Origin of the sequence: Saccharothrix texasensis (assembly GCF_003752005.1) — a bacterium.
GTDB classification, from domain to species: domain Bacteria; phylum Actinomycetota; class Actinomycetes; order Mycobacteriales; family Pseudonocardiaceae; genus Actinosynnema; species Actinosynnema texasense.
Genome location: NZ_RJKM01000001.1, coordinates 5,046,788 through 5,065,822, shown reverse-complemented (window position 1 = coordinate 5,065,822; position 19,035 = coordinate 5,046,788). Strand labels below are relative to the sequence as shown.

The 19,035-nt window shown below is 71.9% G+C and carries 21 protein-coding genes; 8 read left to right on the top strand and 13 right to left on the bottom strand.

The window, feature by feature from the left end:
* Positions 1–3: 3 nt before the first annotated feature.
* Positions 4–360, bottom strand: coding sequence for a hypothetical protein (locus EDD40_RS21835; protein ID WP_123744580.1), 357 nt, complete (start codon positions 358–360; stop codon positions 4–6).
* 67 nt (positions 361–427) lie between these two features.
* Here EDD40_RS21835 and EDD40_RS21830 point away from each other — a divergent pair, with 67 nt between their 5' ends.
* On the top strand, positions 428–1,192 hold the full coding sequence (locus EDD40_RS21830) for an NUDIX hydrolase (protein ID WP_123748195.1): 765 nt from the start codon (positions 428–430) through the stop codon (positions 1,190–1,192).
* Entirely contained in the window at positions 1,189–1,962 is a 774-nt protein-coding gene (locus EDD40_RS21825; protein ID WP_123744579.1) for an MBL fold metallo-hydrolase, read from the top strand. Before EDD40_RS21830 ends, EDD40_RS21825 begins: the two co-directional genes overlap by 4 nt.
* Here the strand turns inward: EDD40_RS21825 and EDD40_RS21820 are convergent.
* Positions 1,948–2,244, bottom strand: coding sequence for a YybH family protein (locus tag EDD40_RS21820; RefSeq protein WP_123744578.1), 297 nt, complete (start codon positions 2,242–2,244; stop codon positions 1,948–1,950). The two genes, EDD40_RS21825 and EDD40_RS21820, sit on opposite strands and share 15 nt — an antisense overlap.
* Positions 2,245–2,269: 25 nt before the next feature.
* On the opposite strand from EDD40_RS21820, the gene EDD40_RS21810 reads away from it, so the two are divergent.
* Complete coding sequence (locus EDD40_RS21810; RefSeq protein ID WP_246037760.1) at positions 2,270–2,824, top strand: winged helix-turn-helix transcriptional regulator; 555 nt, start codon at positions 2,270–2,272, stop codon at positions 2,822–2,824.
* 168 nt (positions 2,825–2,992) lie between these two features.
* Here EDD40_RS21810 and dnaN read toward each other — a convergent pair whose 3' ends face one another.
* The 4 genes from dnaN to EDD40_RS21790 form a co-directional block, all read right to left on the bottom strand.
* Complete coding sequence (gene dnaN, locus EDD40_RS21805) at positions 2,993–4,099, bottom strand: DNA polymerase III subunit beta (protein WP_123748193.1); 1,107 nt, start codon at positions 4,097–4,099, stop codon at positions 2,993–2,995.
* Between the two features lie 67 nt (positions 4,100–4,166).
* Complete coding sequence (locus EDD40_RS21800; protein WP_123744577.1) at positions 4,167–5,402, bottom strand: MFS transporter; 1,236 nt, start codon at positions 5,400–5,402, stop codon at positions 4,167–4,169.
* A gap of 441 nt (positions 5,403–5,843) precedes the next feature.
* Entirely contained in the window at positions 5,844–6,518 is a 675-nt protein-coding gene (locus EDD40_RS21795; protein WP_033441932.1) for a Crp/Fnr family transcriptional regulator, read from the bottom strand.
* A gap of 199 nt (positions 6,519–6,717) precedes the next feature.
* Entirely contained in the window at positions 6,718–6,969 is a 252-nt protein-coding gene (locus EDD40_RS21790; protein ID WP_015097743.1) for a hypothetical protein, read from the bottom strand.
* Between the two features lie 289 nt (positions 6,970–7,258).
* On the opposite strand from EDD40_RS21790, the gene nth reads away from it, so the two are divergent.
* From nth to EDD40_RS21770, 4 genes are read left to right on the top strand one after another with little or no spacing between them, the layout of a single operon-like run.
* A complete protein-coding gene (gene nth / locus EDD40_RS21785; RefSeq protein ID WP_123744576.1) occupies positions 7,259–8,026 on the top strand; it encodes an endonuclease III in 768 nt (255 codons plus the stop codon).
* The gene (locus tag EDD40_RS21780; RefSeq protein WP_123744575.1) at positions 8,023–8,625 is read left to right on the top strand and encodes a TlpA family protein disulfide reductase; all 603 of its coding nucleotides are present in this window, start codon (positions 8,023–8,025) and stop codon (positions 8,623–8,625) included. Before nth ends, EDD40_RS21780 begins: the two co-directional genes overlap by 4 nt.
* A complete protein-coding gene (locus EDD40_RS21775) occupies positions 8,622–9,293 on the top strand; it encodes an NUDIX hydrolase (protein ID WP_123744574.1) in 672 nt (223 codons plus the stop codon). Before EDD40_RS21780 ends, EDD40_RS21775 begins: the two co-directional genes overlap by 4 nt.
* On the top strand, positions 9,290–10,477 hold the full coding sequence (locus tag EDD40_RS21770; RefSeq protein ID WP_123744573.1) for a MarP family serine protease: 1,188 nt from the start codon (positions 9,290–9,292) through the stop codon (positions 10,475–10,477). The genes EDD40_RS21775 and EDD40_RS21770 overlap by 4 nt, the downstream gene beginning before the upstream one ends.
* Positions 10,478–10,516: 39 nt before the next feature.
* On the opposite strand, the gene EDD40_RS21765 is transcribed toward EDD40_RS21770, so the two are convergent.
* From EDD40_RS21765 to EDD40_RS21745, 5 genes are all read right to left on the bottom strand, one after another.
* Positions 10,517–11,443: an alpha/beta fold hydrolase gene (locus tag EDD40_RS21765; protein WP_123744572.1), complete on the bottom strand. Its 927-nt coding sequence runs from the start codon at positions 11,441–11,443 to the stop codon at positions 10,517–10,519.
* Positions 11,444–11,451: 8 nt separating this feature from the next.
* Positions 11,452–11,922 (bottom strand): phage holin family protein, encoded by a 471-nt coding sequence (locus EDD40_RS21760; RefSeq protein ID WP_123744571.1) that lies wholly within the window; start codon positions 11,920–11,922, stop codon positions 11,452–11,454.
* A 59-nt stretch (positions 11,923–11,981) separates the two neighbouring features.
* Positions 11,982–13,181, bottom strand: a complete 1,200-nt coding sequence (gene nhaA, locus EDD40_RS21755; RefSeq protein ID WP_123744570.1) for a Na+/H+ antiporter NhaA — start codon at positions 13,179–13,181, stop codon at positions 11,982–11,984.
* A 140-nt stretch (positions 13,182–13,321) separates the two neighbouring features.
* Entirely contained in the window at positions 13,322–15,301 is a 1,980-nt protein-coding gene (gene acs / locus EDD40_RS21750; protein ID WP_123744569.1) for an acetate--CoA ligase, read from the bottom strand.
* Between the two features lie 202 nt (positions 15,302–15,503).
* Positions 15,504–16,073, bottom strand: a complete 570-nt coding sequence (locus tag EDD40_RS21745) for a GNAT family N-acetyltransferase (RefSeq protein ID WP_123744568.1) — start codon at positions 16,071–16,073, stop codon at positions 15,504–15,506.
* 91 nt (positions 16,074–16,164) lie between these two features.
* Between EDD40_RS21745 and EDD40_RS21740 the strand changes: the two genes are divergently transcribed.
* Positions 16,165–16,890 (top strand): Fic family protein, encoded by a 726-nt coding sequence (locus EDD40_RS21740; protein ID WP_123748192.1) that lies wholly within the window; start codon positions 16,165–16,167, stop codon positions 16,888–16,890.
* A 130-nt stretch (positions 16,891–17,020) separates the two neighbouring features.
* Here the strand turns inward: EDD40_RS21740 and kynU are convergent, their stop codons facing one another.
* Together kynU and EDD40_RS21730 are read right to left on the bottom strand one after the other, a co-directional pair.
* Entirely contained in the window at positions 17,021–18,142 is a 1,122-nt protein-coding gene (gene kynU, locus EDD40_RS21735; RefSeq protein ID WP_123744567.1) for a kynureninase, read from the bottom strand.
* Positions 18,139–18,954, bottom strand: a complete 816-nt coding sequence (locus EDD40_RS21730) for a tryptophan 2,3-dioxygenase (RefSeq protein WP_123744566.1) — start codon at positions 18,952–18,954, stop codon at positions 18,139–18,141. The genes kynU and EDD40_RS21730 overlap by 4 nt, the downstream gene beginning before the upstream one ends.
* Positions 18,955–19,035 lie beyond the last annotated feature (81 nt).

The window sequence follows — 19,035 nt, the reverse complement described above, 5'->3', positions numbered from 1 at the left end:
CTTTCACCGGCCACCGACGTAGCTCGACTCGGGCACGAAGATCCGGCCGCCGTTGTCGAACCTCAGCTCCACGCCCTCCGGGCGGCGGTCGACCTCGGGCGTGGTGTCCCAGCCGTTCGGGATCACGACGACGTGGCCGTAGTCGGCGGTCCGGCCCAGCCACACCTCGTGCCGCGTGCCGCCGACCAGGCTCGACCGCTCCTTCACGTACACGTTCGGCGAACCCTCGTCCGTGCTGGTCGTCGTGCTGCCGGGGAGGAAGAGGATCACGGCGGCCGTCGCCGTCAGGGCCGTGCCGAGGATCGCGCCCCCGACGAACAGCAGGACGTTGAGGAGGCAGCCTTTGCGCGTGGTGTCCACACGCGGATGATCCTCGTAGGCTCGGGTCGTGCGCGAACTCCCCGATGAACTCGTGTTGCCCGCCTCGATGGTGACCCAGGACCTCACCGGGCCGCCGGTGGAACCCCGCGACGCGGCGACCGTGGTGCTGGTGCGTGACGGCGCGGCGGGGCTGGAGGCGTTCCTGCTGCGGCGGGTGGCCGGGATGGCGTTCGCGGGCGGGATGACGGTGTTCCCCGGCGGCGGGGTCGACCGGCGCGACGCGGACACGTCGGTGGCGTGGAGCGGACCGCCGCCGTCCTGGTGGGCCGCGCGGTTCGGGTGCTCGGTCGAGCTGGCCACGGCACTGGTGTGCGCGGCGGTGCGGGAGACGTTCGAGGAGTCCGGGGTGCTGCTGGCCGGGCCGTCCTCGTCGTCGGTGGTGGCCGACACGGCCGCTTACGCCTCGGCGCGGGCGGCGTTGGTGGCGCGGGAGCTGTCGTTGGCGCAGTTCCTGGCCTCGGAACGGCTGGTGCTGAGGGCCGACCTGCTGCGACCGTGGGCGAACTGGTTGACGCCGGTGGAAGAGCCCCGGCGGTACGACACGTACTTCTTCGTCGCCGTGCTGCCCGAGGGGCAGAGCGCCGACGGGGTGACCACCGAAGCCTCCGACGCGGCGTGGCAGCGCCCCGCGGAGGCCATGGCGGACTGGAAGGACGGGCGGCGGGCGTTGATGCCGCCCACCTGGGTGACGTTGGCGGAGTTGGACGAGCTGGGATCGGTGTCGGCGGTGCTGGACGCCCCGCGGACGGTGTCGAAGGTGATCCCGAAGCTGGTGCGGGAAGGCTCGGTGTTCCGGGTGGTCGTGCCGTGAGCGGGCCGGCTTACGGGGTGCTGCGGCAGGTCACGCCCACGGCGGCGGTGCTGCTGGCGGAGAACCCCGGGGTGATGACGCTGGAGGGGACGAACACCTGGGTGCTGCGCGCGCCCGGGTCGGCGTCCTGCGTCGTGGTCGACCCCGGGCCGGCGGATGCCGTGCACCTGGGGCGGATCGCGCTGGAAGCCCCCGTGGAAGTCGTGCTGCTGACGCACGGTCACCCTGACCATTCGGATGGGGCGCGTTCGTTCGGGCGACAGGTGGACGCGCCGGTGCGGTCGGTGGATCCGGCGTTCCGGCTGGGCGGGGAGGGGTTGGCGGAAGGGGACGTGATCTCGGCGGCCGGGTTGTCGCTCCAGGTGCTGCCCACGCCGGGGCACACGGCTGATTCGGTGTGCTTCCTGCTCGACGACGCGGTGCTGACCGGGGACACGGTGCTGGGCCGGGGAACGACCGTGGTGGCCCACCCGGACGGGCGGCTCGGTGACTACCTGGCGTCGTTGAGGCTGTTGACCACACTTCCGGCGGGCACGATCGGGTTGCCGGGGCATGGGCCGGAACTGCCGGACGTGGTGGCCGCCGCCGGCGGGTACCTCGTGCACCGGGAACAGCGGTTGGCGCAGGTCAAAGCGGCGGTGGCGGCGTTGGGCGGTGCGCCTTCGGCACGTCAGGTGGTGGAGGCCGTGTACGCCGACGTCGACCGGTCGTTGTGGCCGGCGGCGGAGTGGTCGGTGCGGGCGCAGTTGGAGTACCTACGCGACGCCTGACGGGTTGTCGATCGCGTACAACCAACCGCCGTCCGGGCTCCGCCGGGCGACATCGGTCGCCGTGCCGGCGACGTCGCCGACGCGCCAGTCGACGATGAGCAGGGCCAGATCACCCCTCGTGATCACCTTTCGGGTGACGACGGTCATCGGTTGGGTGAGAGCGAGGTGGTCGGCGAGCTCGGCAGGCTGCCGGGCGCCGGGCTCGTAGAGGCCGCTGGGGTCGCCGGCGTTGAAGGCCTGGGCGAACAGCACGGGCAACTCTTCAGGGGTACGGGCGATCATGCGGGTGACGCTAGGAGGACGCTGCGTGACCAACCAAACGGTTCGTACCGTGCCGCACCCCGAGCCTGTCGAGGCCGCCGCCACCACCAGTGCCGCCGCCACCGCCCGCGACACCACCGCCCACGACGCCACCACCAGTGCCGACGCCACCGCTCTCGCCGCCGGTGACCCCCTTGACGCCGCCCAAGCCGCAGATGCCTCCGTCATGGCCTGCGCCCCCTCCAGCGCCTGGGCGGGCGACCCGCACGGCGAGGTCGACCACCCGGTGCCCGACTGCCCGGTGGAGATCACGTTGCGGGCGTTGCGCGGCCGGTGGACGACGTTGGTGGTGCGGGAGCTGTTCGCGGGCGAGCGGGCGTTCGGCGACTTGGCCGCTGCCCTGCCGGCGTTGTCGGACAAGGTGCTCGGCGATCGGCTCGCGCAGCTCGTCGCGTGCGGCGTCGTGGTGCGGGTGCGTGAGCCGGGGTGGCCCAGCCGGGTGCGGTACTCGCTCACGGGTCGTGGGCGCGCGCTGCGTGGTGTGCTGGATGCGATGTGGGCTTGGGGCGCCGATGTGAGGCAGGTGGCCGGCGCCGAGTGAGGGGTGGGGTTCGGGTAGGTGGCTTGGTGGGCGACTCCGGGATGGTGGGGTGGGTGGTGGTCGAGGCGTTCCGCTGGTTTTCAACCGAGGTGCGGTAACGGTGTTTCCGTACATTTTCGGGCGATGATCACCCGATCGTGTCGGCGGCCGGTGCTCGGTGGTCGGTGACTAGGAGACGGTTCGGAGGGGGACTACCAGGTAGGTCAGTTCTACTCCGTCCGGACCTGCCTGGCTCGTCAGAACGGTGGAGCGCAGGCCGTCCTGGATCCGGAGTTCGACCCGGCGGCCGCTGAAGGCGCGCAGGGCGTCGGACAGGTACTTGGCCTGGAAGGTCTTGGTCACGCGGTTGCCGTCGATGGTGGCCTTGACCGACTCCTCGGACTCGCCGCTCTGGGGATCGCTGCCGCGCACCCGCAGCTCGCCGTCGTCCACCTGGATGGTGACCGATCCGTGCGGACCGGCGTACGGGACCGCGCGTCGCACCGCGCCGGCCAGCACGTCGGCCTCCACCACCACCATGCTGTCGATGACCGCCTCCAGCAGCTTCCGCACTCGATCGTCGGGGAAGGGCGCCGCCAACAGCGCCGTGCTCACGCTCCCGCCCGGCCAGGACAGGGCGATGCGGTCGGCGTCGGCGTGCACCGTCACCTCCGCCTCGCGGTCCGGTTGCCTGGACGCCTCGGCCAGCACCACCGCCGGCGCCAGGACGTCCAGCTCACCCGTCGGCGACCACGGCAGTGAAGCGAACGCCATGCGGTAGCGGTCGGTGGCGATCAGCTCCAGCCGGCCGCCCGGCGCGCTGTGCATCCGCACGCCCGTGAACATCGGCAGCGCGTCGTCCTTCGACGCGGCCGACGACACCGGGGTCAGGGCGGCGGTCAGGGTCCGGGAGGGGAGCGCGCCCACGGCCGGGGGCAGCGGGGGGATGCCGGGGTGGGAGGCGAGGTCCAGCAGGGGCAGGGCGAAACGGGCGGTCGACGTGCGGATGGCCAGGCGGGACCCTTCGACGACCAGCCTGACCTGGGGGTCTTCCAGGCCGCGGAGGGTGTCGGCCAGGGGACGGGCGGGGACCACCACGGCGCCGTCGGTGTGCACGGTCGCCGCACGGGTCAGGCGCACGGCGTGTTCGCGGTCGCTGCCCGCCAGCTCGACCCCGCTGGCGGACGCGCGCAGCACCAGACCCGCCAGCACCGGGTCGTACACCCTGGTCGGCAGGAGGCGGGCGACGTCGGCGGCGGCGGCGGCGAGGTCGGCGGTGGTGGCGGTCAGGTCCATGCCGGTGAAGGTAGACCCGACCACCGACAATTCCCGGTCGGTGGCCACTCGCCGACGAGAGCCCGGGTCAGCGGGAGACGAGGACGAGCTCGTCCTGGCGCACGGGGACGCCGGCGGCGACCGTGCGGCGGAAGAGCCAGACCAGGACCGCGATCACCAGGCCGGAGCCGGCGGCGGCGAGGAAGGCCGCGCTGGTGCCGTGGGACTCGACCAGCTGACCGCTCGCCGACTGGCCGATCGCCAACCCGACCGTCACCGCCGTCACCACCCAGCCGAACGCCTCGGTGGCCGTCCCGGCGGGCGCGACCTGCTCGATCGCGGCCGAGTGGGTGGTGGCCTGCGGGGTGATCAGGGTGCCGACCACGAACAGCGCCGCACCCAGGCCGATCAACGTCGTCGGCACGGCGAGCAGCAGCGACAGCACCGCGAAGCCGCCCAGCAGCACGGGCAGCCGCAGGTGCATCGGCCGCGGGAACGGGCGCATCGAGTACAGGATGCCGAACAGCACCGAGCTGACCGACCACAGGCTCAGCAGCAGCCCGCCCACGCCGACGTGACCGGCCTGCGCGGCGGCGGCGGGGACGGCCACCTCGATGAACCCGATCGTCACGCCGAAGCCCAACGCGGCCAACGCGACCGTGCGCATGCCGGGTGACGCCAGCGCGCCGAGCAGGTTCCGCCTCATGGGCTCCGGCCGGACACCGCGCACGGTCGGGTTCAACGCGAACCACAGCGCGCCGACCGCCATCGACACCGCGCCGATGACCACGCCGGTCCCCGCCCACGGCGCCGTGACCAGCAGCCCGGCCAGGCCGGGGCCGAGGATGAAGAAGACCTCCATGCTGATCGCCTCGTAGGCGTACCCGGCCAGCCGCGCCGGCCCGGCGGGCAGCACCTGCGACCACAGGGCCCGGGACGCGGAGCCGACCATCGGCTCGGTGATCCCGACCAGGAACGCCACCGGCACCAGCACGGCCAGCGCGGCGCCGGCCTCGACCGCGCCGATCGCCAACGCCACGAAACCCGCGAACAGCGCCACCGCGCCGAGCAGCGGGCGGGTCGGCCCGTGCCGGTCCATCAGCCTGCCCTGCACGATCGACCCGACCGCGACACCCACCAACGACGACGCCGACACCAGACCCGCCGCGGCGAACGAGCCGGTCTCGCGCTGCACGTAGAGCAGCAGCGACAACCCGACCATCGCGATCGGCAGGCGGGCGAGCAGGGACGCGACCACGGGGCCGCGCATGCCGGGGGTGGTGAGGGCGGTGCGGTAGTCGGAGAGGCGGGCAGAGTGGGACATGCGTACCAGTATGCCTCGCACTGGTACGCGCGTACCAGTCACTGCGCGGTGTGATCCGTCACCGGGCCGGAAAACGGTCTTGGACCGCCCATCGGCCGGCAGTGGGTTGCAGTTCGATTACAACACTGGGATGACCGGGTGAAACCACCTGGAGAAACCGCTGAACAGAGGGTCCTTGAGGGTGAACGGGCTTGAGTTGCGGGGGAGGTGGCGTGCGATCGTGGAAGAAGCCACCGCCACGTCGCCGCCGGTCACCGCCGGCCGTTTCGAGCGCGGTAGCAGCGGGTAACCAAGCCTCCTTCCGGTGCCACGAGGGTCGGGGCCTGCGGGTGCCGGAGGTGTGGAAGGCGCGGTCTGTCGGGGGATGGGCCGTGCGGCAACAAGACCGGTGCGCCGCGTCGGGGGCGGCGCCCGGTCTTGTTGTTCTCTCCGGCGGTGCTGTCAGCGGGCGCGGCGGGCCAGGCGCTCCGGGTCCAGGATCAGCACGCTCTTGCCCTCCAGTCGCAGCCAACCGCGGTGGGCGAAGTCGGCCAGGGCCTTGTTCACCGTCTCGCGCGAAGCGCCGACGAACTGGGCGATCTCCTCCTGCGTCAGGTCGTGGGTGACCCGCAGCAGACCGGCCTCCTGGCTGCCGAAGCGCTGCGCGAGCTGCAGCAACGCCTTGGCGACCCGGCCGGGCACGTCGGTGAAGATCAGGTCGGCCAGCATGGAGTTCGTCCGGCGCAGCCTGCGGGCCAAGGCCCTCAGCAGCTGCTCGGCGATCTCCGGCCGGTTGGTGATCCACTGCCGCAGCGCTGGGCGGTCCATGCTGACCGCGCGCACTTCGGTCACCGTGGTCGCGGTGGACGTGCGCGGACCGGGGTCGAAGATCGACAGCTCGCCGAACATGTCCGACGGTCCGAAGATCCCCAAGAGGTTCTCCCGGCCGTCCGGCGACTTGCGGCCGATCTTCACCTTGCCGGACTGGATGATGTAGAGCCGGTCGCCCGGCTCGCCTTCCGCGAAGATCACGTGGCCACGCGGGAATTCAACAGACTCCAGCGTCTGCGCCAGCGCCTCCGCTGCGGCCTGTTCAACCCCCTGGAAAATGCCCGCGCGGGCCAGGGTCTCGTCCACCTCGTCCCTCCTGTCGAGACGCGGCGGCATGGTTGAGCGCGTTCCGCCTTCTGGCGGATCAGCGCCTGCCGCCGATCACTGAGTGCAGTCTAAGGGCTGTGGTCGGGATCGCCTTTCGGCGCGCCGCCGACCTCAGCCCGGACAGCCCGACAAGGCCCTCGGGGGTTTGACCCCGTGGGCCTCGCCGGTCCTTCCCCGCTTAGCGGCGGGTGCGCCGCTGGCGCAGGTTCCTGGCACGACCGCCCAGCCTGCGCAGCCGGAACAGTTCCAGCGCGCGGCCGATGCCGTGCCCGTAGAGCGCCCTGACCTCGTCGGGGCGCGCCGACTCCAGGAACTCCTCGACCTCGTCCTCCTGCACGGCGACGTGCCGGAGACGAGCTTCAACGCGCTCCATGAAGAGCGCGAAGAACATGATCACGATCGGAACGGCGATGACGAACCAGGCAGTCATGATGGCTCCGATCCTTGCGCATCCGGTTCGGCGCGCGGTCAAGGGGGGTCACTCCGGCGTGTCGGTTCGAGGTCGTTCGACCGTTCCAAGGACGCGTGCGGTCGGCCGGTGGTTGCCTGCCCACGATCGTCGTGGCTCAAACCGACGGCCGCCCGTCGACCCGTATCCCCCGCGAGGGTGGGACTTCCGGCGAAGCGCGCGAGACGGCGCCGGACCCCGCGGGACCGCACGGGACTTCGCGCACGACCGAGCCGCCGTGCGCACGGCGGTGGCCAGTAATCTCGTGCGCATGGCGAAGAGCGCGGTGAAGCAGCCGGAGACGCGGCTGGGGCTGGTCCGCCGGGCGCGCCGCATGGTGCGGGTCCTCGGCCGGGGCTACCCCGACGCGCACTGCGAGCTGGACTTCACCGAGCCGCTGGAACTGCTGGTGGCCGTCGTGCTCTCGGCGCAGACGACGGACGTGCGCGTGAACCTCGTCACGCCCGCGTTGTTCAAGCGCTACCGCACGGCCGCCGACTACGCCTCCGCCGACCGCGCCGAGCTCGAAGAGCTGATCAAGTCGACCGGGTTCTACCGCAACAAGGCGACGTCCCTGATCGGCCTCGGTTCCGCGTTGGTCGAGCGGTTCGGCGGCGAGGTGCCCGGCCGGTTGACGGACCTGGTGACGTTGCCCGGGGTGGGCCGCAAGACCGCGAACGTGGTGCTGGGCGACGCTTTCGGTGTGCCGGGGATCACCGTCGACACCCACTTCGGCCGGCTCGTCCGCCGCTGGGGCTGGACCGAGGAGGAGGACCCGGTCAAGGTCGAGCACGCGATCGGCGCGCTGGTCGAGCGCAAGGAGTGGACCTTGCTCTCGCACCGCACGATCTTCCACGGCCGCCGCGTCTGCCACGCCCGCACGCCCGCGTGCGGCGCGTGCCTGCTGGCGCCGCAGTGCCCGTCCTACGGCATCGGCCAGGTCGACCCGGTCAAGGCGCAGAAGCTGGTCAAGGGTGAGGAAGCGCCGCACCTGATCGACCTCGCCGAACGCGTGCGCGCGGGGGAGAAGCTGGCGTGAGCACGGCCGCGCGGTGGACCGTCGTCGTCCTGGTGCTGGCGGTGGCGGGCGCCGTCGCGCTGTGGCCCCGCTCACCCGACTCGCCCGAGCAGGGCGCGATCCCGACCCGGACCGAGCCGACGACCGACCTGGCCGCGGCGCGCGCGCGGGCCGCGCTCCCGCCGTGCCCGCGAGGTGCGGCGGACGCCCGAGGACCGCAGGCGCTGCGCGGTGTGGTGGTGACGTGCCTCGGCGACGGGCAGCCCGTCGACGTGGCGTCCACCGTCACGGGTCGGGCTGTGGTGAACTTCTGGGCCACCTGGTGCGTTCCCTGTCACGAGGAGCTCAAGGTCCTCGACGCCTACGCGCGGGAGCCCGGCGCGGTGCCGGTGGTCGCGGTCCTGGTGGAGAGCAAGGAGGCTGACGGTCTGGAGCTGCTGGCGAAACTCGGCGTGCGCCTGCCGTCCGCGGCCGACCCGGCCGACGGGGTGCGCAAGGCCGCCCGCGTGCCCCGGACGTTGCCGACGAGCTACGTCGTCGGCGAGGACGGCTCGCTGACCCAGGTGACCGATCCCACCGTCTTCACGTCGGTCCAGCAGGTGCGCGAGGTGGTCGGATGACGGCCCTGGTCGATCCGGACGACGTGCCCGAGTGGATGGGCGGGCTGGTCAAGGCCACCGCCGAGATCGACGCCCGGGCGTTCACCCGGATCACGCCGCCGCCCGACGGCACCGGACGCCCCGCCGCGGTGCTGATGCTGTTCGGCGACGGTCCGAACGGCCCCGACGTGCTGCTGCTGCGGCGGGCCGACACGCTCGGCTCGCACCCCGGCCAGGTCGCGTTCCCCGGCGGCGCGGCCGACCCCACCGACGACGGCCCGGTGGACACGGCGTTGCGCGAGGCGTTCGAGGAGACCGGTGTGCTGCGCGAGGGCGTGCGGCCGGTGGCCACGCTGCCGCGGCTGTACGTGCCGGTGTCCGGGTTCGTCGTCACGCCGGTCCTGGCGCACTGGGACGAGCCGTCGCCGGTCGCGCCCGTCGACCCGGGCGAGACCGCCGCCGTCGCGCGGGTCCCCGTCTCGCACCTGGCCGACCCGGCGAACCGGTTCCGGGTCAGCCACCCGTCCGGGTACATCGGTCCGGCGTTCTCCGCGCCCGGCATGCTGGTGTGGGGCTTCACCGCCGGCCTGCTCGACGGCCTGCTCTCGCTGGGCGGGTGGGAGCGGTCGTGGGACCGCGCGGACGTGCGCGACCTCGACCTGGCCCTGCGAGCGGTGGAGGTTTCGTGAACTGGGTCGACCTGCTCGTGCTGGCGTTGGCCGCCTTCGCCGCGGTCTCCGGCGCGCGGCAGGGCATGGTCGTGGCGCTGCCCGCGTTCGTCGGGGTGCTCGTCGGCCTGGTGCTGGGCACGCAGCTCGCGCCGCTGGTCGTCTCCCAGTTCGACAACGTGGTGACCAAGGTCGTGTTCGCGGTCGGCATCGTGGTGCTGCTGGTGGCGCTGGGCGAGACGCTGGGCGTCTACATCGGGCGCAGCATCAAGTCCAAGGTCAACGCCACCCCGTTGCGCGGCGTGGACAACGCGCTGGGCGCGATCGTGCAGGGCGCGGTGGTGTTCGTGGTGGCGTGGATGATCGCGCTGCCGCTGACCATGGTCGCGGGCCTGCCGTCGCTGGCGAAGTCGCTCAACCAGTCGGTGATCCTGTCCACGGTCGACGACACCATGCCGCAGGCCGCGCGGACGTTGGCCGACGACCTGCAGAACCTGTTCGACGTGTCCGGCTTCCCGGCCGCGATGGACCCGTTCGACCGGACGCCGCTGCGGGAGGTGGGTCCGCCGGACCCGGCGTTGAGCGGCAACCCGGTCGTGGAAGCCCTGAGGCCCAGCGTGCTCAAGGTGCGCGGGCGCGCGCCGTCGTGCTCGCGGGCGTTGGAGGGCACGGGGTTCGTCATCTCGCCGGAGCGGGTCATGACGAACGCCCACGTGGTCGCGGGCACGACGGACGTGACCGTGGAGGTCGGCATCGGCCAGTTCGACGCCACCGTCGTGCACTACGACGCGCAGACCGACATCGCGATCCTGGCCGTGCCGGACCTGGAGGCGGCGCCGCTGCCGTTCCGCACCGACGAGATCGCGCCGGGCGAGGACGGCATCGTGCTCGGCTACCCGCTGGACGGGCCGTACACGGCGTCCGAGGCGCGGGTGCGGGAGCGGATCAAGATGCTGCGCGGGCCCGACATCTACGACGCGCAGACCGTGACGCGGGACGTGTACACGGTGCGGGCGAAGGTGCGCAGCGGCAACTCCGGCGGGCCGCTGGTCGACCCGCAGGGGCGCGTGATGGGCGTGGTGTTCGGCGCGGCCGTGGACGACCAGGAGACCGGGTTCGTGCTGACGGCGGACGAGGTCGCGGAGGAAGTGGCGAAGGCGCCGACGATGGTGCGCCGGGCGTCCACCCAGACCTGCGCGTCCTGACCGGTCACCGCCGCCGGGCCTCCGGGCCGGTCGCCGCGGCTAGACCTTGGCCAGGAAGTCGGTGATGTGCCGGCTCGTCGTGCCCGGCGCCTCCTGGTGCGGGAAGTGGCCCACCTCGGGCAGCACGCGGTAGGCGGAGCGGGCGCCCGTCCACAGCGCCGAGTCGGCCGCGGTCTGCTCCAGCATCACCGGGTCGAGGGCGCCGTGGAGCTGCAACACGGGGACGTCCAGCCTGCGGTCCACCGCCTCGGCGAAGCGGCGGCCGTCGCTTCGCAGCTGGGACCGCACGGCCCAGCGGTGGTACTCCATGGAGCTGTGGGCGACGCCCGGCACCAGCACCGCCTCGCGGTTGCGGCGCGCCACCTCGTCGAACTCGGGCGACACCCTCCACTTCGGACCGCCCCACGCGTCGAGCATCCCGGCCACGGCCGCGCCGCGGTCCTTGGTCAGCCACCGCTCCGGGTAGAGGGGGAGCTGGAAGCGGAACAGGTGCGCGCTGGCCCGGCCCTGCCGGCGCGGGTGGCGGCGGATCGCGCGGCGCAGTGCCAGCGGGTGCGGCGCGGACACCGCGGTCACCGAGTAGACCAGCCGGGAGTGCATGGCGGCGACCGTCCACGCCAGCATGCCGCCCCAGGCGTGGCCGACGAGGTGCGCCCGCGGTTCGCCGAGCGCCTTCACCAGGCCCGCGACGTCGCCGGCGAGCGTGAACCCGTCGTAGCCGCGCGGTGGTTTGTCGGAGTCGCCGTAGCCGCGCAGGTCGACGGCCACCGCGCGGTAGCCCGCCTCGGCGATCGAGACGAGCTGGTGCCGCCACGTCCACCAGAACTCGGGGAAGCCGTGCAGCAGCAGCACGAGAGGGCCCTCGCCCAGCTCGGCGACGTGCAGGCGGATGCCGTTCGCGGACACGTCGCGGTGCGCCCACGGGCCGGGCACCCGAGCCGTCGACGGGTCCGGAGGCAGCCGCACGGCGCGGCTCAGTTGCCCTCGCCGCGGTGCCGGAGTGCCGCGACGGTGTCCTTGGCCGAGTTGATGGTCCGCTGCGGCGCGCGCAGCTTCTTCACCTTCCGGTAGCCCAGCAGCGCGAACAGCACCGCCGTGACGAGCATCAACCCGAAGACGATGAGGAACGCCGACCAGCGGGGCAGCCACACGTCGAGCAGTTCCGCGCCGAAGAAGAAAAAGAAGAACGAGCTGAACAGCAGCACGGTCAGCGCGACGATGAAGTAGACGCTGCCCTTGACGCCCTTCTTGATCTCGCCGGCGACCTCCGACTTGGCGAGCTCGACCTCGGCCCTGACCAACGTGGACAGGTGGGCCGTCGCGTCGCGCACCAGCCCGCCGATGGACGTTTCCTCCGCGATCTTCACCGCGCTCTCCGCGGTCAACGGGATCGACGGAACAGGTGGCAGTCCGCTGCCGTTGGTGTTCTCCCGAGCGCTGGTCACCGGCTCATCGTGCCATGCACGACGGACCGGGGCCGCTCGACCGGCCCAACGGCTGCGGTTTACTCCTCCTCGTCGTCGGCGCGCCGGTGCGCCCGACTGCGCCGGACCAGCAGGACCGCGGCGAGCGACGACGCCGTCATCGAGGCCAGCAGCACCGCCGCCTTGGCCCGCTCGGCGGCCGCGCCCTCCAGCGAGAGGTCCGCGATCAGCAGGCTCACGGTGAACCCGACCCCGCCGAGCATGGCCACCGCGACGATGTCCCTCGGTCCCGCGCCGCTGGGCCACTTGGCGGCCTTGACCAGCACCGCCAGCGCGGACGCGCCGACGATGCCGACCACCTTGCCCACCACCAGGCCGAGCATCACGCCCAACGCCAACCGGTCGGCGAACAACGAGCCCAACGCCTCGCCGCTCACCGGCACGCCCGCCGCGAACAGCGCGAACACGGGCACCGCCACGGCCGCCGACCACGGCTGCAACCGGTGCTCCAGCCGCAACGCCGGCGCTTCGTGCTCGTAGCGGTCCTTGCGCACGCGGGTCAACAAGGCCAGGGCGACGCCCGCGATGGTGGCGTGCACGCCCATCGCGTGCACCGCGACCCACGTGCCCACCGCGATCGGGACGTACAGCCACGGCGTCGTCACGCGCTTGTGCTGCAGGAACGCGTACAGCGCCAGCAAGGCCACCGCGACCACCGCCGCGACCAGGTTGAACGACTCGGTGAACAGCACCGCGATCAGGAAGATCGCGCCGAGGTCGTCCACCACGGCCAGGCTGAGCAGGAACAGCCGCAGACCGTTCGGCAGCCCCGACGCGGTGATCGCCAGCACGCCGAGCGCGAACGCGATGTCCGTGGCCACCGGGATGGCCCACGCCCGCTCGACGCCCGGCTCGCCCCAGCCGACGCCCAGCGCGATCACCGCGGGCACCACCATGCCGCCGATCGCGGCGACCACCGGCAGGATCGCCGACTTGACGTCGTTCAGCTCGCCGATCACCAGCTCGCGCTTGAGCTCCAGCCCGGCGACGAAGAAGAAGATCGCGAGCAGGCCGTCCTTGGCCCAGTCGCCGACGCTCAGGCTCAGGTGCAGCGACCCGGGGCCGAGGTGGAAGTCGCGCACCGCGGTGTAGGCGCCGGAGATCGGCGAGTTCGCCCAGATCAACGCCACGGCGGTGGCGGCCAGGAGGATCATGCCGCCGACCGTCTCGGTGCGCAGGTAACGCGCGAACTCGGCGGCGGCGGGGCGAATGCGGTTCAAGATCGACTCCGGTGGTTCGGCAACGGCTCATCCTCGTGCCGACCAGGCTTCCCGGCTCACCGGGAACGACCCTAACCCAGGCAGGGGCCCGCCGACGAACGGCGGACCCCTGCCGACCCGGTGCTCTCAGTCCTCGGTGCTCATTCCTCTCGGGCGTCGCCCGACTTCAACCCGCTGGAGATCAGGTCCATCACCGACGAGTCCGCCAACGTGGTCACGTCGCCCACCTGCCGGTTCTCCGCCACGTCGCGCAGCAGGCGGCGCATGATCTTGCCCGAGCGGGTCTTCGGCAGCTCCGGCACGACCATGATCTGCCGCGGCTTCGCGATCGGGCCGATCTCCTTCGCCACGTGGTCGCGCAGCGCCTTGATCGCCTCGGCGCCGTCGGAGCCCTCGGCCACGCCGCCGCGCAGGATCACGAACGCCACGATGCCCTGGCCCGTGGTCGGGTCGGTCGCGCCGACCACCGCCGCCTCGGCCACCGTCGGGTGCGACACCAGCGCGGACTCGACCTCGGTGGTGGAGATGCGGTGCCCGGACACGTTCATCACGTCGTCCACCCGGCCCAGCAGCCAGATGTCGCCGTCGGCGTCGTACTTCGCGCCGTCGCCGGCGAAGTAGTAGCCCTGCTCGGCGAACCGCGACCAGTACGTGTCGCGGTAGCGCTCCTCGTCGCCCCAGATGCCGCGCAGCATCCCCGGCCACGGCTGGTCGAGCACCAGGTAGCCGCCGCCGCCGTGCGGCACCTCGTTGCCCTGGTCGTCGACGACCTTCGCGCCGATGCCGGGCAGCGGGCGCTGCGCCGAACCCGGCTTGGCGGACGTCGCGCCCGGCAGCGGCGAGATCATGATCCCGCCGGTCTCGGTCTGCCACCAGGTGTCCACCACGGGCGTCTGACCCGCGCCGATGGTCTCCCGGTACCAGATCCACGCCTCGGGGTTGATCGGCTCGCCCACGCTGCCCAGGACGCGGAGGCTGGACAGGTCGTACTTCGCGGGGATGTCCGCGCCCCACTTCATGAACGTGCGGATCAGCGTCGGCGCGGTGTAGTAGATCGACACGCCGTACTTCTGCACGATCTCCCAGTGGCGGCCCTCGTGCGGGGTGTTGGGCGTGCCCTCGTAGACGACCTGCGTGACGCGGTTGGACAGCGGGCCGTACACGATGTAGCTGTGCCCGGTGACCCAGCCGATGTCGGCGGTGCACCAGTAGACGTCGGTGTCCGGCTTGAGGTCGAACACGTTGTAGTGCGTGTACGACGCCTGGGTCAGGTAGCCGCCGGAGGTGTGCAGGATGCCCTTGGGGCGGCCCGTGGTGCCCGACGTGTAGAGGATGAACAGCGGGTGCTCGGAGTCGAACGCCTCCGGCGTGTGCTGGTCGGACTGGCGGTCGACCACGTCGTGCCACCACACGTCGCGGCCCTCGGTCCAGTCGACCTCGGTGTCCGTGCGCTTGACCACCAGCACGTGCTCGACGCTCGCGGCCTTGGCCACGGCCTCGTCCACGGCGGGCTTGAGCGCCGCCGGGTTGCCGCGCCGGTACTGGCCGTCGGTGGTGATCACCAGCTTGGCCCGCGAGTCCTCGATGCGGGTGCGCAGCGCCTCGGCGGAGAAGCCGCCGAACACCACGCTGTGCATCGCGCCGAGCCGCGCGCAGGCGAGCATGGCGAAGATGGCCTCGGGGACCATCGGCATGTAGATGGCGACCCGGTCCTCCGCGCCGACACCCAGCTCGATGAGCGCGTTGGCCGCCTTGGAGACCTCCCGCTGCAGGTCGGCGTAGGTGATGGCGCGGCTGTCGCCGGGCTCGCCCTCCCAGTGGATGGCGACCTGGTCGCCGTGGCCGGACTCGACGTGCCGGTCGACGCAGTTGTAGGCGACGTTGAGCTTGCCGCCGACGAACCACTTCGCGAACGGGGCGTCGGACCAGTCGAGGACCCGGTCCCACTTCGTGTCCCAGGACAGCCGCTCGGCCTGAGCCGCCCAGAACGCCTCCCGGTCGGCGTCCGCCTCCTCGTACAGGGCGGCGGTGGCGTTCGCCTGGGCGGCGAACTCCTCGCCGGGCGGGAACGTCCTGGTCTCCGTCGACAGGTTGTCCAGGGCGACTTGCGGCTCTGTCATGGCGGGCGGACCTCCTGAAATCCGTGGGGGTGCGCACTGACGGTAGTGCGATTCAGCTCACTGCGCACCAAAAGGTTCAGACCAATTTCGGCCGGGTTCGAAACGCGTGGGTAACTGTGTAACCCGTGGCACGGCCCGTGACCACCGCGATTCCGCCGAACGACACCTAGGTTGCGACCAGTGGCACCTGTCGTGACTCGCGTCACGTCGTGAGCTTGGCCTTCAACGCCGGCCACTCGTTCGAGGTCATCGAGTACACCACCGTGTCGCGCAGCGTGCCGTCCGGCCTGATGCGGTGCACGCGCAGCACGCCCTCGCGGGTCGCGCCGAGGCGTTCGATGGCCCGCTGCGAGCGCTCGTTGCGCAGGTCGGTGTGCCAGCCGACGCGGAGCGCGCCCAGGTCCTCGAAGGCGCGGCGCAGGAGCAGGAACTTGGCGTTGGTGTTGAGGGCGGTGCGCTGCCAGCGGGTGCCGATCCAGGTGTGGCCGATGTAGAGGCCGCGGTTGACCGGGTCGATCTCGTAGTACGACGTCGTGCCGGCGACCTCGTTCGTCCGCGGGTCGATCTGCGCCCAGGCCAGCCGGGTGGGGTCGGCGAGGCTGCGCTCGACGTAGGCGCGGGTGTCCTCGACCGCGGCGGGCTGGGTGGTGCTGAGCCACGTCCAGACGTCCGGGTCCTTGCCCGCCTCGTGCAGGCCTTCGGCGTGGTCGGGGGTGAGGGGTTCGAGGCGGACGTGGTCGCCGGTCAGGACGGGGCGGTCGTACCAGTTCATGCTTCGACGATAAATCGATCAGTGGCTATCTTGCAGAGCCATTTTCGATCCATTTCAGATATCCACTTACCGGCGGGTAGTGTGCTGCGGCGTGACCGATCCGCTTGCTCCGCTGCTGGACCTGCCCGGGGTGGCCGACGCCGTCGCCGCGGCCCGTGACGCCGTGTTCCAGGTGCACCGGCACCGGGTGAACCTGCGTGGCTGGGCGACCACCGCGGCCGAGGCGTCCGTGCGCGCCGCCCGCGCGTCGGCGGCGCTGGACGGCGGGCCGACCGCCATCCCGGCGGACGGGACCGTGACCGACCCCGTGCTGGCGGGCGCGTTGCGGGTGGCCGAGTCGCTGGGCGTGGTGTTCCCGACGTGGCAGCGGGCGCCGTTGCAGGCGCTGGCGCGGCTGCACGTGCTGGCGGGCGCGGACCTCGGAGGCGAGCTGGGGCGTCCCCGGTCGGCGCCGGGGGTCTCCGAACGCCTCGGCCTGGTGTCGCAGCTCGTCACCGGCGGCACGTCCGCCCCCGGTCCGCTGCTGGTCGCCGTGGTGCACGCGGAGCTGATGTCGCTGGCGCCGTTCGACACGGCCAACGGCGTGGTCGCGCGGGCGGCGTCCCGGCTGGCGTCCATCGCGACGGGCCTGGACCCGAAGTCGCTCGGCGTGCCCGAGGTGCTGTGCCTGCGTCGGCAGAACGACTACGCCGCCGCCCTGCACGGCTTCTCCACCGGCGACCCCGAGGGCGTCGCCCGCTGGCTCCTCTTCTACTGCGAGGCCCTCCAGGCCGGCGCCCGCGAAGCCCGCGGCATCGCCGACACCGCCACCCCCTGACCACCCGCGAGAGTCCAACGTCCACGCCGCGAGAGTCCTACGTTCACGAGCCCTGAATTCAACGCTCAGTGTTGAACTCGGGGTGCGTGAACGTAGGACTCTCGCGCGGTGAACGTAGGACTCTCGCGGGTCAGAGGAGTTCTTTCAGGGTGGCGGCGGCGCGGTCGGCTTCGGCGAAGGTGTTGTAGAGCGGGGCGAAGCCGAAGCGCAGCAGGTCCGGCGAGCGGTGGTCGCCGATGACCTGGCGCTCGACCAGCTCGCCCATGATCCGCTCGGCCTCGGGGTGGCGCAGGGTGATCTGGTGGCCGCGCCACTCGTCCGCCGGGGTGATCACCTCGACGCCCGGCAGGTCCTCGACCAACGACCGGAAGTGCGCGGTCAGGGCCAGGCCCTTGGCCCGCACGTCAGCCAGGTCCACGTGGTCCCAGACGTCCAGCGCGGCGTCCAGGGCGAGCATGGAGATGATGTCCGGCGTGCCGACGCGCGCCCGGGACACACCCGGGTCCGGCGTGTACTCCGGCGACATCGCGAACGGCACCTCGTGCCCCGTCCACCCCGTCAACGGCTGGTCGAACGTCGACTGGGCGTGCTTCGGCACGTACAGGAACGCGGGCGAGCCCGGCCCGCCGTTGAGGAACTTGTACGTGCACCCCACGGCGAGGTCGACGCCGATGTCGTCCAGCTCGATCGGCAGCACGCCCGCGCTGTGGCACAGGTCCCACACGACCTTCGCGCCCACCTCGTGGGCCTGCGCGGTCAGCTTCGCCATGTCCAGCAGCCGACCGGTGCGGAAGTCGACGTGGTTGAGCAGCACGACCGCCGTGGTGTCCCGCAGGTCCAGCGCCTCCGGCGGCGCGGGCCGCAGCGCCAAGCCGGTCAGCTCCGCCACCGAACGGGCGATGTACCCGTCGGTCGGGAACGTCCCCTGGTCCACCACGATCTCCATGCGGTCGGTGTTGCGCACCGCCGCCATCAGCGCCTTGAACAGGTTCACGCTGGTCGAGTCCGCGACCACGACCTGTCCCGGCTTGGCCCCGATCAGCCGGCCGACGCGGTTGCCGACCCGTTCCGGCGCCTCCCACCAGCCTTCGGACCAGCTGCGGATCAGCCGTCGACCCCACTGCTCGCGCACGACCTGCTGCACGCGTTCGGCGACGGCCTTCGGCGGCGCGCCCAGGGAGTTCCCGTCCAGGTACACGACGTCGTCGTCGAGGTCGAACAGGTCGCGGATGTGCGCCAACCGGTCGTTCATACGTAGCTCCTGGCCGTCCACAGTTCGGGGAAGACGGAGCGTTGCGTGCGCTTCTCCAACCACGCAACCCCCGCGGAGCCGCCGGTTCCGGTTTTCGCGCCCATCGAACGACGGGTGGCGAGCAGGTGGTCGTACCGCCAGCGGGCGAACTCCTCCGCGATGTCGGTCAACGCCTCGCCCAGTTCGAGCAGGTCACGCGACCCGCCGCGGTAGATGTCGGCCCACACGGCCTCCACCTCGGCGTTCGGTTCGTACGGTTGGCTGACGTCCCGCTCCAGCACGGCCGACGGGATCGGCAGGCCTTGGCGCTGGAGGGCGGCGAGCACGTCGTCGTACAGGCTCGGCTCGTTCAGCAGCTGTTCGAGCGCGTCGTGCTGCTGCGGCACGGCCCGGTGCGGCACGAGCATCGACCGCGACTTCTCGCCGAGCAGGAACTCGACCTCGCGGTACCGGCCCGACTGGAAGCCGGAGCCCTCGCCGAGGGCGTCGCGGAAGGAGTTGAACTCGGCGGGCGTCATCCGGGCGATCGGCCGCCACGCCGCGTTGAGCGCCTGCATGTGCAGGTCGCTGCGGCGCAGGGTGCGGACCGCCGCACGCAGGTCGTCGGCGCGCAGTTCGGACTTGGCCTGCCGCCACTCGAAGCACAGCAGGCCGAAGTACAGCTCCATGACCTGCGTGATCACCAGGAACGACATCTCACGCGGGTCCTTGGACCACTGCTGTTGCAGCGAGTGCAGCACGGAGGCGTGCACGTAGTCCTCGTAGGGCGTCGTGCCGCCGAAGTCGAGCTTGGGTGAGACGGGGCAAGTCATGCCTTCCATCATGACCGGGCTTTCGGGGTAGTTGAATAGGCGACGGACGGGATTCGGCCGAAAGTTCTCACGAATGGAAAG